The organism is Prauserella cavernicola, assembly GCF_016595675.1.
Taxonomy (GTDB): domain Bacteria; phylum Actinomycetota; class Actinomycetes; order Mycobacteriales; family Pseudonocardiaceae; genus Prauserella_A; species Prauserella_A cavernicola.
In genome coordinates, this window is sequence record NZ_JAENJH010000008.1 from 29,643 (window position 1) to 43,919 (window position 14,277).

Consider the following 14,277-nt stretch of genomic DNA (forward strand, 5'->3'; position numbering starts at 1 on the left):
TCCTAACCGTTCGCGGTCTGCTCGGTGGTCTCGGTGGTCTCCTTCGCCGGCTTCTGGTCGACGGGCTTGCCGCGGTGGGAACTCGTGCCGACGTGCACGTGGGTCGGCGCGAGCGGCTCGTCGGTCTCGTTGGCGACGTCGCTGGGCAGTCCGACGATGCCGTTGCCCGCCATGCTGTCGGTGCCCCAGATCTTGTCGTCCTCCGAGAGCCAGGTCTGGCGCTCGCGTTCCTTGCTGTCGCCCTGACCGCCGCCTCCCGGAGGCATCATCGGCGGCATCATCGGCATGCCGCCTCGGCCGTTCTGTTCGCCGGGGTTGAACGCCGAGTTGTTCCCGTTACCGTCCTGGTCCTGCCCGGACCAGTCCGACCAGCCCTCGCCACCGAAGTTTCCGCCGGCGTTGCCTCCCGAGTTGCCGCCGGGGCCGTCGCCGAAGCCGTTGCCGCCGTTGGACTCGCCCTGGTTTCCGCTGGGGAAGTCCGAACCGGAACCGCCGGAGAAGTCCGGGTTTCCCGCGCCGCCCGCGAAGTTCGAGTCCCCGCTGCCGGGTAGGCCCTCGAAGTTCGGAGTGTCCTGGCCTCCGCCGCCTCCGACGTTGGAGTCGCCGCTACCGAACTCGGGGACATCCGGCAGGTTCGGGTTATCGACGGGAAAGTTGTCTCCCGGCTGGTTCTGGTTGTTGTCGCCGGGAAGGTTCTGGTTGTTGTCCCCCGGCAGCTCCGAGAACAGGTCCTCGAGGTTCTGGTCGCCGGGCGAGTTCTGGTCGTTGCCGCCGCCGAAGGAGTTGTCGTCGCCGGTGAGGTCCGACCACCAGTCCCGCAAGTTCTCGTCGTTGCCGCCGGGCAGCTGGTTGCTGTCCCCCTGGCCCTGCGAGAGCAGGTCCTCGAGGTTCTGGTTGCCGGGCAGGTTCTGGTCGCTGCCGCCCGGCGGGGTCTGGTTGCTGTCGCCGAGGTTGGAGAACAGGTCCTGCAGGTTCTGGTTGCCCGGCAGGTTCGGGTCGTTGCCACCGGGCAGCTGGTTGCCCTCGCCCTGCCCCTGCGCGAACATCTCCTGCAGGTCCTGGTTGCCGGGCAGGTTCTGGTCACTGCCGCCCGGCGGGATCTGGTTGCTGTCGCCCAGGTTGGGGATGAGGTCCTGCAGGCTCTGCTCGTTGCCCTGCTGCTGCGGGAGATCCGGTGAGTTGTTGCCGAACCCGTCGCCGTTGAAGGCGTTGCCCTCGGATCCGATGGGCGGGTTCTGGTTGCCGAACCGGTTGCTGTTCGGCGTGCCGTTCGAGCCTCCGAAGCCACCGGGCGGCGGCATGAAACCACCGGGCGGGACGGTGCCGTTGCCGAAGGAGTTGTCCCCTCCGGTGCCGAACGGGTTGTCGCCGCCGCCGAACGAGTTGTCGCCCCCGCTGCCGAACGGGTTGTCCCCGCCACCGCCGAACGAGTTGTCTCCGCCGGAGCCGAAGGGATTGTCGCCGCCGCCAAAGGAGTTGTCGCCCCCGCTGCCGAACGGGTTGTCCCCGCCGCCAAAGGAGTTGTCGCCCCCACTACCGAACGGGTTGTCCCCGCCGCCAAAGGAGTTGTCGCCCCCACTACCGAAGGGATTGTCCCCACCGCCGAACGAGTTATCGCCCCCACTACCGAAGGGATTGTCCCCACCGCCAAAGGAGTTGTCGCCGCCGTCCCCGAACGGGTTGTCCCCGCCACCGCCGAACGGGTTGTCGCCGCCCCCGGCGTTGTCGTCCCCGCCGCCGAACAGGTCGCGGATGTCGTCCTCGTCGAGGCCGCCACCGCCGCCGTCGTCACCGCCGCCGCCGTTGTTGTCGCCGTCGCCGAAGAGATCGAGGATGTCGTCCTCGCTGAGTCCGTTGTCGCCGCCGAACCCGTTGTCACCGCCGAGGCCGTTGTCCCCGCCACCGGGCGGGGGCAACATGGTGGGCGGCACGATGTCCTCCAGCGGTCCCTTCGATCGCTGGTACTCGGTGTCGAGCGTGGTCATGAGGTCTCGGGCCGACGTGTCGAGCGATTCCAGCTTCTCGAGCAGGTGGTCGGAGATGTGCTTGTTGATGGTGCCCCACGTGCCCGGACTGTCCAGCGGCCCGGAGAGCTCGGGGAAGCCGGGCGGCAGCGGCGCCGGCGTGAAGGTGTTCGTGCCGGTCACCTCGGCGCCGATCGGGATACCGAGCAACGTCTTCTCGGTGAACACGGGCGCGGTGTTCGCCGAGGACGAGTAGTTCTTCACGACGCCCTCGATGTAGGACAGCGCGAGATCCCTGGAGTTCTTGTTCGACAGGATGTCGAGCGCGTAGTTCGGCGTGCCGTGCACCAGCCCCATGCCACGGATGTAGGTCCGGACGTTGCCGATGACGGCGCTCATCGTGTCCTGCAGGAGGGTGCGGAGCTGGTTCGAGTACTGGTACCACGCCTCGGACATGCCCTGCGCGAAGCGGCTGAGCGCGTTCGCGATGTCGGCGATGCCCTGGGACGTCTGGCGTTCGTCCACGATCTGCATCCGGAGGTCTTCGAGGGTGTTGGCGAACTGCAGCACCTGCTGCCGGATCGCGTAGGCCGCCTTGCCCTTGAACGCCGAGTCGTCACTGTTGAGCTTCTGCGACCAGCCCTGCAGGACCTCGTGGTTGGCGTTGAGCCAGTTCACGTAGTGGTCGACCGCCGCCTTGGAGTCCCACAGCTTGCTCACGTCCATCAGCCCGGCCTTGCCGTCCTTGAGCTGGTCCACGACGTCGTTGAGCTCGTCGAGGCCGTTGGTCCAGGCGTCCACCTTGGCCTGGTCCTTGTAGACCGAGATGTACCACTTCTCCCACGCGTGATAGCTGTACGCGTCACCGCCGGACTGGGTGTCGCTCGACTGGTCGTCCCCCGCGACCGCCCCGCCGTCGGTCTTGAACCAGCCCTGCTCTCCGGCGCCGTTCTCCACCGGGGTGTGGATGTCGGGCCCCATCCCCGTGGTGGAGAAGACGGCCTGCTCGAACGTGATGTTCGAGGTGTCCTCGCCGACCACGGGCGGTTCGCTCGGCCCGGTCCCCTCGGGTGTCGTCATGACTGATCTCCACTTCCCTCTTCAGTCAGGCGCCGCCGCCGGTCGAAGTGCCGTTGAAACCGGGGTACTCGGAGGTGAACTTGGTCGCGTCGTACGCGGCCAGGTCGTCGGTGTCCTTGAAGACCACCTTGGCCTGCTCGAGTGCCTGGTAGAACGTCGACAGCTTGGTGCGGAGGTCGGTGTTCACGGCGTCGAGGGACGTGCCGAAGGCCGTGCCCCGGCTGTTGAGGTCCTGCGCGCGGATCCACTTCTGGTTGCGCGGCTGCAGGTAGAACTCCTCGTCCAGGTACGTGAGGTCGAGATGCGTGGCGTCGCGCAGCGAGCTCTTCACCTTGTCGATCTCGCCGATCAGCTGGTTGTAGGACGACTCGTCGAACTTGACGTTGGGATCGGGGCCGACGTTGCCGTCCTTGGACCCTCCGCCGGAGCCGCCCGAACCGGACGAGTCACCGTCACCGGAGCCGTCGCCCGAGCCGTCGCCGTCTCCAGAACCGTCTCCAGAGCCGTCGCCGTCACCCGAGCTGTCACTGTCACTGTCGCTGTCACTGTTGCCGTCGCCGGAACTGTCGTTGTCCCCGGAGCTGTCGTTGTCGCCGTTGCCGTCGCCGTTGCCGTTGCCGTCGCCGTTGCCGTTGCCCTCGCCGTCGCCGTTGCCCTCGCCGTTGCCGTTGCCCTCGCCGTCGCCGGGGGTGTCCTGCGTGGTGTCCTCGGTCGTGTCCTGCGTCGGGGTCGGCTCCGGTTCCGGGGCCGGCTCCGGCTGCGTCGCGTGCGCCACCTGTGGCACGAACGACTGGGCGGGGCTGAGCGGGATCGGCTCCTGCTGCGGCAGCGACGGATCCTGCTGGGTGAAGCCCTGGTCGAGCGGCGCCTCGCCCTGCGAATCCGGAGCCTGGAACTCGGACTGCGGCGCCTCCCACTGCTGCGCGGGGTCGAGCGGGATCTGGTCCTGCTGCGGGTCGATCAGCGGGCCCTGGTCCCGGACGCCCTGATCGAGCGGCGGCTCACCCGGCGAGCCCGGCTGTTGTGACTCGGACTGCGGAGCCTCCCACTGCTGCGCCGGTTCCACCGGAATCTGGTCCTGCTGCGGGTCGATCAGCGGGGCCTGCTCCGAGAAGCCCTGACCGAGCGGCTCTCCCCCCGAGAACTGGTCCGGTGATCCGGCCGGCGGAGGCATCATTCCCATGGGAGCGAACGGGGTCTGCTCGGTCCCCTGCCTCGGCTCGCCCGGTTTCTGCGGGGTGAGGTTCTCGCCCGCGGGGTCCGGCTGCTCCGACCGGACGAACTCGTCCTGTGCTGGCTGGTCCGGAGACTCCCTGGACTCGACGGGCTTCTGCTCCGTGTCCTGCCTGGCTTCGGCGGGCGTCTGCTCGGTCCGTCCCGGCCCGTCCAGCGTGCGCGGGTCGACGGCGCCGGGGTGCTGCTCGCCGCAGCAGGCGCAGTCGCCCGTGTACTCCTCGGGCTGGGTGACCTCGCCCTCGGTGTCCTCTCCCGACGCGTGCTCGCCCCGCGGCGCCTGCCGCGGCTCACTCACCACACCCTCGGTGTTCTCACCCGGCGCGTGCTCGCCCCGCGGCGTCTCCCGCGGCTCACTCACCACACCCTCGGTGTTCTCACCCGGCGCGTGCTCGCCCCGCGGCGTCTCCCGCGGCTCACTCACCACACCCTCGGTGTTCTCACCCGGCGCGTGCTCGCCCCGCGGCACGACCTCGCCGCGCTCGTTCACGTGCTGGCCCTCGGGCAGCGTCTCGCGGTGCGGAGCCACGCGTTCGGTCGCGCCGTCGTGAACGTTGCCGCAACACGGGCAGCACGTGTCGTCGGGACGCTGTCCGACATCCCAGCGCTTGGGCTCCAGCGCTGGCAACTGCTCGCCCTGGTACCGGGGTTCGAGCCTGGCGCCGGGCGCCAGCGGCGGGAACTGGTCGGCCGGCATCGACTGCGGTGTCGCATCCGTCCGCGCCACGGGCTCCATCGGCACGCCCTGTTCCCGCGGCAGCAGCGGCTCCAGTGGCAGCGCCGGTTCCAGCGGTGCGAACTCCTGCGAGAGCGGCTCCGGGGGAATCCCTGGATCCCCCGGAATGGCCTCGTCGAGCCGAGCGGGCTCGCCGGGTGTGACGTCGTGTGCCAGCGGCTCCTGCGGAACACGATGCTCCGCGGGCGTGAACCCTTGTGCCACCGGCATTCGCGGACCCGGGGCCAGGAACGGCTCCGCGGGAATCGCCGGCTCGATCCGGGCGGGCTCCATCGGCGTCAGCGGTACCGACTGCGAACCGAACTCCGTCGGCGCACCCAGGTCCTGCCTGCCGTCGACGGGAAGCTGATCAGCGGGCTGCACCGGGTGGCCCGGCTCCCCCGGCACACGCGGCGGCATCTGCATCCCCATGGGCGGAGCCATGGACCCCGGAGTCGTCACACCGGGAGCCTCGCCGAGGTTTCGCCTGGTGGGCACGATCTCTTCCGGATCCGTCTCCTCCACCACACTCTCCTTCCACTGTGGCCCGTCACGCCGGGCCGTCTACTGGGGAATGCCGATGCCGCCGCGGAAGAGCGTCAGCCGAGGAAGATGCGACCGCCCTGGGTGTCGCCGTCCTTGAAGATCTGGTGGATGTTGACCGACGACACCGCCTTGGCGTTGATGTCCTGGGTCATCTGCTGGTAGGCGCTGTTCCACTGGTTCTGGCTCTCCAGCCAGATCGGCTGCGCCGAACCCCACGTGGCCTCCGGGATGTTCCGCAGGCGGTTGTTGAGCCGCTCCAGGACGTCGCCGAGCTGGCCGACAGCACGGTAGAGCTGCTCGTTGAGGTCCAGATAACCGTCGTGGTTGACGTCGAACATGGTCATGAGCGAGTCCCCTTTCAGGAGGAGTGGTGCGACAGGGGTCAGTGCGCCATGCCGCTGGTGTCGGCCTCGGTGCTGCGGTTGAGCTGAAGCAGGCCCTGCGCCTTGGTGTTGAGCTCGCCGAGCTGGGTGAGAATCTTGTTGTAGTCACCGCTCCATTCCCCGAGCAGCGCGGACAGCTTCATACCCGAGGTGGAGTTGTTGACCGCGGGCAGCTGCGAGGCCAGGCCCTGCACCATCGAGTTCAGCTGCTGCATCTCGCCGAGCGCGGTGTCGGTGGCGCTGATGACCTGGGTCAGCATTCCGTCGTCGTAACCGGACCTACTCATCCTTATTTCCTCCTAGTTGGGTTGAACAATGGACGGTTCCGGGATGTCGAGGACCGGACCGGTCGGGAGCAGAGCCAGGAGCTCCGCGGGAACCAGTGCGGCACCGTCGACCGAGAACCCGAGTGCTTCCGCGGCCTCCGCGTCGGCAACCGGGAACTTCGCGCCGGCTTCGGTGATCAGGTAGACACCGGCGCCGGGCACGCCGGGTGCCGGGCGGGTGCGGGCGATCATGCCCGCGCCCGGCGTGACGTCGACCAGGTCGGCCACCCGCCCGTCGCGGGTCACTCCGGCCGGGTCGCTGCTCGCGGACGAGCCGTCCAGGTTCCCCGCGGTGGCGAGGGTGGCCTGGTCGTTCTCCCACCGGACACACGGCATCTGCGTCTCGGAGTCCAGCGCCGCGGGCGGTTGCGCGGGCAGTTCCGCCTGCCACACCGGCGCGGGCGTCACCGGCTCGGTGGCCAGCTGCGCCGGGGTGAGCGTGATGGGCGGAGGCAGATCGAGCTCGGGGTCGGCGCCGACGAGCGCCGCGACGAGTGGCGACACGGGCATCAGTCCGTCCGGCGCCACGACGAAGGCGGAGTTGCCGACTGCCTCGGGCACGGTGACCAGCTGACCGAGCTGGGTCTGCGCACCGGCGACCTGTGGGCCGGAACCACCGTGCTGCACCGGCTGCGAGCCGATGTCGGGGCCGGACGGCAACGTGTTGAGCCACGCCGAGTCCACCGCGACGGCCTTGGCGGGGTCCATGCCCATCGCCCTCGGCACCCAGTCCTCGGTGATCCGCAGCTTGCTGCCGTTCCAGGCGAGGTAGAGCTGGTCGCCGGTGCGCACGAGCGCGGACTGGTCCTCGGTCAGCGCGGTGACGCCCGTCGGGGCGCCGACGCTCACCGAGACCGACGTCTCGGCGTCGCCCGCTCCGGCGCACACCGTCCACGGCTGACCGCCCGCGTCGGGCGAGGGCAGCGCGTCGGGCGCGCCGGCGATGCCGACCGGTGCGCCCTTGGGGAAGTCGGCGAGGTCCTCGGTGCCGACCGTCGAGATCGGAGGGTTGCCCTCCACCAGCAGTCTCGCCGACGAGTAGTTGAGTACCGGGCGCAGCCTGCCGTCGATGAGCAGGTAACGGTTTCCGGAGTCCTCGTCGACCACGAGCGTGCCCGGCTGGTCGCGCCAGGCGTCGCTGCCCCGGCCGGTGAGGAAGGAGACGGCCAGCACGACGCCTCCCACGAGTACGGCGACGGCGATGCCGACGGCCAGGCCGACGGTGGTGCGTCGCAACGGCCGGACCGGTGCGTCCGGATCGGTGCGCAGCACCGCCGCGAGAATCCGGCCGACCAGAAACGAATGTGCTTCGGCCTGCTCACGCCTGCCGTACATGTGCGCCCTCCTTTCCCTTCCCCCACACGGTCACCGCGTCGGAAATGGTTCACAGCCAGGAAGCGACCCAGCCGTAGAAGCCGGTGATCGTGAGCACGAGCGCCAGCACGGCGAGTGCGCAGACCCAGTGCAGGAAGTCGCCGATCCGGCCCCACTTCGGCACGAGCCTGCGACCGGGCAGGACGTGGGCGCCCGCCACGGCGTTGCCCGCGAGGCCGAGCAGGCCCACGATCACGCACACCAGACCGAGCAACGGCAGGTCGACGGCCCAGCGCAACAGCACCGACGTCAACGCGGCCGCGGCGGGCGCGATCGCGGCGACCCGGTGCCAGATCCCGTTCAGCTCACGGGACTGCAACAGCAACAACACGGAGACGACGAGGCTGAGCGTCATCGTGTCCCATCGCAGCGTCGACGACACCACCAGCAGCGCGACGGCGCACACGGCGCCGAGCACGACCATGAACGCCGTGAGGTGCACGTCGGCCCGCGCCGCGCGGTCGAGAACATCCTTGCTGGGCAGAGGTTCCAGCCCCTTCTGGAACTCCGCCGTCGTCACCGGCACGGGTTCGGCCGACAATCCGGCGAGCCACGTGGCCAGCTGCGGCGCTGCCCTGGTGACCGCCAGGACCATCGCCACCAGCACCGCCGCCGTCGCCTGAGCGTGCAGCCCGATCAGCAGTCCGAGCACACAGCCGAGCGCGGAGAGCACCGCGCCGCAGGCCACCGCCAGGAACGCGGCCTGTGCCACGCCGAGCGCGGCCCTGACCGCCGCGGCCGCCGTCGCCACGGCCACCGCCGCCGCCAGCACCCCGGCTCCGGAGAACCACGCCGACGGCCCCGCCGCGCCCGCGGGCATGGCGAGTCCGGCGACGCCGATCGCGGCCACGCCGACGCTGCCGAGCGTGACGCCACTGGTCGTGTCGTCGAGCACCCGCGTCATCACGGCACCGCCCGCGATCAGCACGACGCCGACGAAGGCCGCGACGACCGCCGTCGTGGTGCCCTGTGCGGCGAACGTGGTGGCCAGCACGGCCAGCACGCCGAACAGACCGGCGAGCCCGACGCAGAACCACCGCGTCAGCTCGGGGCGCCAGCTGTCGGTGCGCGTGGACAGTCCGGTGTGGATACCGTCCACGAGGTCGTCGAAATCGGCGAGGGGCAGCTGGTCGTTGCGAGGCCGCAGATGCAGGACGTCGCCGTCGTAGAGCCCGGCGGCGGCCGTGCCGTGGTCCTCGTCGAGCGCGGCTCCCCCGAGCCGCTGCAGCACCCAGCCGCCGTGCGCGAGGCCGGTGGTCGCGAGTGAGGGGTCGAGGTGGCCGAGCACCGTGGGCATGAGATCGGCGATCGGCACGTGAGCCGGCACGGCCAGCTCGACGCGGGAGTTCGGACCGCAGATGGTGAGCCTGCACATCTCCCCGGAACCGCCCGCCGAGGACGCCGGCTGAGTGGTCGCCGGAGCGTTCGAGTTCGTCGCCGCCATGACCCCCACACGGAGCGCTCGTCTCGAAAGGTTCAGTGACCGGAGTGAACGTCTCGGGGCCGTTCGCCCGTGTACGGATCGGACCGGGCACCAGCAGCGAGGAGCCGACCGCGATGACGACGACACTGTTCCGGAGGCCGAGCCGGGAGAAACCGCCGGAGATGCCGAGCGGTGAGCTCTCGCTACAGGAACCGCCCGCACTGCCGGAGACCGTGGGCAGGGACTTCCTGTCCGCGATGATGATGCTGCCCATGATGATGGGCGGCGGCGTGTTCATGCTGATCTTCATCGCGCCGCGCAACCCGGTACTCGGCATGACGATGTTCGGCGTCATGATGCTGATGGCGCTGCTGATGTTCGTCGTCCAGATGGCCAGGGGCGGCACCGAGCGCAAGGGCAAGATGCGCGGCGAGCGTCGTGACTACCTGCGCTACCTCGGTCAGGTCCGGACCCAGGTGAAGGCGGCGGCCACCAAGCAGCGGGAGTCCCTGTCGTGGCGGCATCCCGACCCGGACGGCCTGTGGTCGGTCGCGATGAGCGGGCGGCTGTGGGAACGGCGCGCCGCGCACGGCGACTTCGCCGAGGTCCGCATCGGCACCGGCTCCCAGCGGCTCGCGGTGCGGATGACCCCGCTGGCCACCAAACCGATCTCCGACCTCGAGCCGCTGTCCGCGCGGGCGCTGCGCCGGTTCATCAACGCCCACAGCACGGTCCCGACCCTGCCGACCTCGCTGTTCCTGCGCGGGTTCGCCAAAGTCCGGTTCTTCGGCGACGAGGACGCCGTCCGCGGCGTGACGCGGGCGATGCTCTCCCAGCTGGTCACCTTCCACTCGCCGGAGGACCTGCGCGTCGCGGTGTGCACGGACCCCGAGCGGGTGGAGCACTGGGACTGGGTGAAGTGGCTGCCGCACGCCCAGCACCCCGTCGAGCAGGACGGCGCGGGTCAGGTGCGGCTGCTGGCCGACGGCGTGGACGCGCTCACCGACCTGCTCGACGCCGAGCTCGGCGAGCGCGGCCGGTTCGAGGCCGCCGCCTCTCCCAGCGCCGACGAGCCCTACGTCGTGATCGTGCTGGACGGCGTCGAGGTGCCCGCCGAGTCGCGGCTCGCGGGCACGGGCTACCGCAACTCGGTGGTGCTGGACGTGTCCGGGGCGCTCGGCAACGCGGTGGGCCGGACGACCCTGCGGCTCGACGTCAGCGACGAGCAGGTCGACATGGTGCGCACCGACCGCACCGGCCAGGAGGTGCGCACCAAGCTGTGCACCCCGGACGTGCTGAGCATGCCGAGGGCGGCGACGCTGGCGCGCACGATCTCGCCCTACCGGCTCGGCGGCACCACCGACGTCGCGGAGCCGATGGTCGCGAACTTCGAGCTGCCGCAGCTGCTGGGCGTCACCGACCTCGACACGTGGGACCCCGCCGCGCTCGCCCGCAACGGGCTCACGCGCGACCGGTTCCGCATCCCGCTCGGCATCACCGAGAACGGCGCGCCGATCGAGCTGGACATCAAGGAGTCGGCGCAGGGCGGCATGGGCCCGCACGGCCTGCTGATCGGCGCCACCGGCTCGGGCAAGTCCGAGCTGTTGCGCACGATGGTGCTGGGCATGGCGATGACGCACTCCTCCGAGATCCTGAACTTCGTCCTCGTGGACTTCAAGGGTGGCGCCACGTTCCTCGGGCTCGACCAGCTGCCGCACGTCTCCGCGGTGATCACGAACCTCGCCGACGAGGCCACGCTGGTGACCAGGATGCAGGACGCGCTGCACGGCGAGATGGTGCGGCGCCAGGAGTTCCTCCGCGCGGCGGGCAACTACAGCTCGCTGCTCGACTACGAGAAGGCGCGGCTCTCCGGTGTTCCGCTCGAACCGCTGCCGACGTTGTTCGTGATCGTCGACGAGTTCTCCGAGCTGCTCGCGTCCAATCCGGACTTCGGTGAACTGTTCGTGATGATCGGGCGCCTGGGCCGTTCGCTCGGCGTTCACCTCCTGCTCGCCAGTCAGCGCATCGACGACGGCCGCATGCACAAGCTGGAGAGCCACCTCTCCTACCGGATCGGCCTGCGGACGTTCTCGGCGATGGAGAGCCGGTCGGTGATCGGCGTTCCCGACGCCTACCAGCTGCCGAGCGCGCCGGGCAACGGCTACCTGCGCAGTGACGTGGCGACGCTGAGCCGGTTCAAGGCCGCGTACGTGTCCGGCCCGCACCGCAGGCGCACGCGCGAGCAGCGGCAGGAGGAGGTGCGGCGCCAGGTCGTGCCCTTCGGCGCCGGCAAGCTCCCCGTGCCCGCGCCGGAACCGACTCCCGTACCGCAGCGGCAGGAGGAGACCACCGAGACCGGCGAGTCCGTGTTGTCGGTGGCGGTGGAGAAGCTGGTGCGCTTCGGCCCGCCCGCCCACCAGGTGTGGCTGCCGCCGCTGTCCGACCCGCCGACCCTGGACACCCTGCTGCCGCCGCTCGTGCCCGACCCCGACCGCGGGCTGACGGCGGCGGGCTGGCCGGGCAGCGGCCGGATGGTCGTGCCGGTCGGCGTGGTGGACAAGCCGTTCGAGCAGAGCCGCGACCTGCACGTCGTGGACCTCTCGGGCGCCGGTGGGCACGTCGGCATCGCCGGTGGCCCGCAGTCCGGCAAGAGCAACCTGCTGCGCACCCTGATCACCTCGATCGCGCTCACGCACACACCTGCCGAGGCGCAGTTCTACTGCCTCGACTTCGGCGGCGGGACACTGTCCTCTCTGGACGCTCTGCCGCACGTCGGCGGCGTCGCGGGCAGACTGCAGGCCGAGCGCGTGGCCCGCACCATCGCCGAGGTGCAGACGCTGCTGGCCGAGCGGGAGAAGAAGTTCGCCGAGTACGAGGTCGAGAGCATGCCCGCCTACCGGGAACGGCGCGCCAAGGGCGAGTTCGCCGACGACCCGTACGGCGACGTCTTCCTCGTCGTCGACGGCTGGGGCGCGCTGCGCTCGGAGTTCGAGCAGCACGACCTCGCGCTGCGGGCACTGGCCGGACGCGGCCTCTCCTACGGCGTGCACCTGGTGCTCACCACCAACCGCTGGTCCGATGTGCACAGCGCGCTGCGCGACCAGCTCGGCACGCGCCTGGAGCTGCGGCTCGGTGACTCGATCGACTCGGTGATCAACATGCGCAAGGCCGCGCAGGTGCCGCAGATCCCCGGCCGCGGCATGACGCCGGACCAGATGCACTTCCTGTCCGCCGTGCCCCGCATCGACGGTCTCGAGAGTGCCGACGGGCTCTCCGACGCGACGCGCGAGCTCGGCACCGCCGTGGCGGAGAGCTGGTCCGGCAGGCGCGCGCCCGCGGTGCGGATGCTGCCCACCGTGCTGCCCGCGAGCGAACTGCCCGCACCACTGCCCGGCCCGAAGGTGGCGCTCGGCGCGGGCGAGCTGGACCTCAAGCCGGTGTGGCACGACTTCACCGACCGCCCGCACCTCACGATCGTCGGCGACAGCGCGAGCGGCAAGACGGCGGCACTGCGCCTGATCGCACAGGCCATCACCGCCGTCTACACCCCGGAACAGGCGCAGATCCTGGTGGTCGACCCGCGCCGGACGCTGCTGGAGTCGGTGCCCGACGCCTACCGGCGCGGCGCCGCGGTGTCGGCACCGGCGGCCGAGACGATGGTCCGCGAGGTGAGCGAGCTGCTGCGGGAACGCGTCCCCGGCACCGACATCACCCCGGCGCAGCTGCGCCGCAGAGACTGGTGGAGCGGCCCGGAGGTCTTCGTCCTCGTCGACGACTACGACCTGCTGCTCGGCGCCACGGGCGGGCCGTTCGGCCCGATGGTGGAGCTCGTGCCGCAGGCCGCCGACATCGGGCTGCACATGGTGATGGCCCGCGCGGCGGCCGGGTCGAGCCGCTCCGCGATGGAGCCGGTGACGCGGCGGCTGCAGGAATCGAACACGCCGGAGCTCGCGCTGTCGATGCCCGCCAACGAACTGCCGTTGCTCAACGGCGCCCGCGGCAGGCAGCTGCCCCCTGGCAGGGCGCAGCTGGTGACCCGCCGCGACGGGATCGGTTTGCAGATCGGCTGGACGGAGGCGCCGGAATGAGAAGGACGATGCTCGCCGCGGCGGCGTGCGGGCTGGTGCTGACGACGCTGCCGGTGCCACAGGCCGCGGCCCAGCCCGCCGGTCAGTGCACCCCGCCGTCGCAGACCGCGATCAACGAGATGTCGTGGGCACAGGAACGGATGGGCGCCGACCGGACGTGGCCGCTGACCAAGGGCGACGTGATCGTCGGCGTCGTCGACACCGGCGTCAGCGCCGACGCGCCCACGTTGCGGGGCGCGGTGCTGCCCGGTACGGACCTCGCGGGCGGCCCCGGCAACGGCGACTGCTTCGGCCGGGGCACGTTCATCGCGTCGCTGATCGCCGCACGCCCGAGTGGCACGCCGGACGTGCCGTTCAGCGGCGTGGCACCGGAAGCGCGCATCTTCCCGGTCCGGGTCAACGACGACCCGCCGAAGATCCTCGACCACGCGGGCCTGGCCGTGGACATCGGCAGGGGCATCAGGGCCGCCGTCGACGGTGGCGCGCGGGTGGTCGCGGTGGGTCTGGTGGCGACGCTCGACATGCCGGAGCTGCGGGCGGCGGTGGCCTACGCGCAGCAGCGCGACGTGGTCGTCGTCGGCGCCGCCTCGGTGCAGAAGAAGGGCCAACTCGCTTTCCCCGCGCGGATTCCCGGCGTGGTGTCGGTGGCTCCGCTCGGACAGGACGGTCCCGTGGGCCAGCCGACCTACGGCGCCGACCCGACCCTGGCGGCGCCCTCGGAGGACCTCGTCGGGGTCGCGCCGCAGGGCGAGGGACACCGCGTCGCGTCGAGCGAGGAGCTGGCCGTGGGCTACGTGGCGGGCGCGGCGGCACTGGTCAGGGCCTACTACCCGGCGATGTCGGCGACGGAGGTCGTCGAACGGCTGCAGAACGGCGCCGACCAGCCTTCGACCGCGCTGCCCAACGAGCTCATCGGCTACGGTGTGGTGAACCCGTTCTCGGCGGTGACGACCATCCCGAACACCGACGCGCCCGGCACGGCGCCACCGGAGGACCTGTCGGTGCCCAAGCCCGAGACACCCGACCCCGAGCCCGCCAACCGGGCGCTGTGGCTGGCGGGCGGTGTCACCGCGGCCGCGTTGCTGCTCGCGGGCCCGACGATCGCGGCCGCCGCCCGGCGACGCCGTGCCGAGTGAGACCGGCCG

Annotated in this window: 8 protein-coding genes; 2 read left to right on the forward strand and 6 right to left on the reverse strand. The window is 70.8% G+C overall.

Annotation, left to right across the window (positions count from 1 at the left end; all coding sequences use genetic code 11):
* Positions 1-2: 2 nt before the first annotated feature.
* The 6 genes from JHE00_RS25940 to eccD form a co-directional block, all read right to left on the reverse strand.
* Positions 3-3,044: a hypothetical protein gene (locus JHE00_RS25940; RefSeq protein WP_200322824.1), complete on the reverse strand. Its 3,042-nt coding sequence runs from the start codon at positions 3,042-3,044 to the stop codon at positions 3-5.
* A gap of 25 nt (positions 3,045-3,069) precedes the next feature.
* Positions 3,070-5,517 carry a hypothetical protein gene (locus JHE00_RS25945; RefSeq protein ID WP_200322826.1) on the reverse strand — a complete coding sequence of 816 codons (2,448 nt, stop codon included), beginning with the start codon at positions 5,515-5,517 and terminating at the stop codon, positions 3,070-3,072.
* A gap of 74 nt (positions 5,518-5,591) precedes the next feature.
* Positions 5,592-5,882 carry a WXG100 family type VII secretion target gene (locus tag JHE00_RS25950; protein ID WP_200322828.1) on the reverse strand — a complete coding sequence of 97 codons (291 nt, stop codon included), beginning with the start codon at positions 5,880-5,882 and terminating at the stop codon, positions 5,592-5,594.
* Between the two features lie 38 nt (positions 5,883-5,920).
* Entirely contained in the window at positions 5,921-6,208 is a 288-nt protein-coding gene (locus tag JHE00_RS25955; RefSeq protein ID WP_200322829.1) for a hypothetical protein, read from the reverse strand.
* A gap of 12 nt (positions 6,209-6,220) precedes the next feature.
* On the reverse strand, positions 6,221-7,582 hold the full coding sequence (eccB, locus tag JHE00_RS25960) for a type VII secretion protein EccB (RefSeq protein ID WP_200322831.1): 1,362 nt from the start codon (positions 7,580-7,582) through the stop codon (positions 6,221-6,223).
* A 49-nt stretch (positions 7,583-7,631) separates the two neighbouring features.
* Complete coding sequence (eccD, locus tag JHE00_RS25965; RefSeq protein WP_200322833.1) at positions 7,632-9,065, reverse strand: type VII secretion integral membrane protein EccD; 1,434 nt, start codon at positions 9,063-9,065, stop codon at positions 7,632-7,634.
* Positions 9,066-9,178: 113 nt separating this feature from the next.
* On the opposite strand from eccD, the gene eccCa reads away from it, so the two are divergent.
* Positions 9,179-13,132, forward strand: coding sequence for a type VII secretion protein EccCa (eccCa, locus tag JHE00_RS25970; protein WP_200322835.1), 3,954 nt, complete (start codon positions 9,179-9,181; stop codon positions 13,130-13,132).
* A complete protein-coding gene (locus JHE00_RS25975; protein WP_200322837.1) occupies positions 13,129-14,268 on the forward strand; it encodes a S8 family serine peptidase in 1,140 nt (379 codons plus the stop codon). Before eccCa ends, JHE00_RS25975 begins: the two co-directional genes overlap by 4 nt.
* The last annotated feature ends 9 nt before the right edge of the window (positions 14,269-14,277 follow it).

What these genes read in the sequence shown, in the direction of transcription:
- JHE00_RS25950 (WP_200322828.1), bottom strand. Translation starts at nt 5,882, where the DNA reads ATGACCATGTTCGACGTCAACCACGACGGTTATCTGGACCTCAACGAG.
- eccD (WP_200322833.1), bottom strand. Translation starts at nt 9,065, where the DNA reads ATGGCGGCGACGAACTCGAACGCTCCGGCGACCACTCAGCCGGCGTCC.
- JHE00_RS25955 (WP_200322829.1), bottom strand. Translation starts at nt 6,208, where the DNA reads ATGAGTAGGTCCGGTTACGACGACGGAATGCTGACCCAGGTCATCAGC.
- JHE00_RS25975 (WP_200322837.1), top strand. Translation starts at nt 13,129, where the DNA reads ATGAGAAGGACGATGCTCGCCGCGGCGGCGTGCGGGCTGGTGCTGACG.
- eccCa (WP_200322835.1), top strand. Translation starts at nt 9,179, where the DNA reads ATGACGACGACACTGTTCCGGAGGCCGAGCCGGGAGAAACCGCCGGAG.
- JHE00_RS25940 (WP_200322824.1), bottom strand. Translation starts at nt 3,044, where the DNA reads ATGACGACACCCGAGGGGACCGGGCCGAGCGAACCGCCCGTGGTCGGC.
- eccB (WP_200322831.1), bottom strand. Translation starts at nt 7,582, where the DNA reads ATGTACGGCAGGCGTGAGCAGGCCGAAGCACATTCGTTTCTGGTCGGC.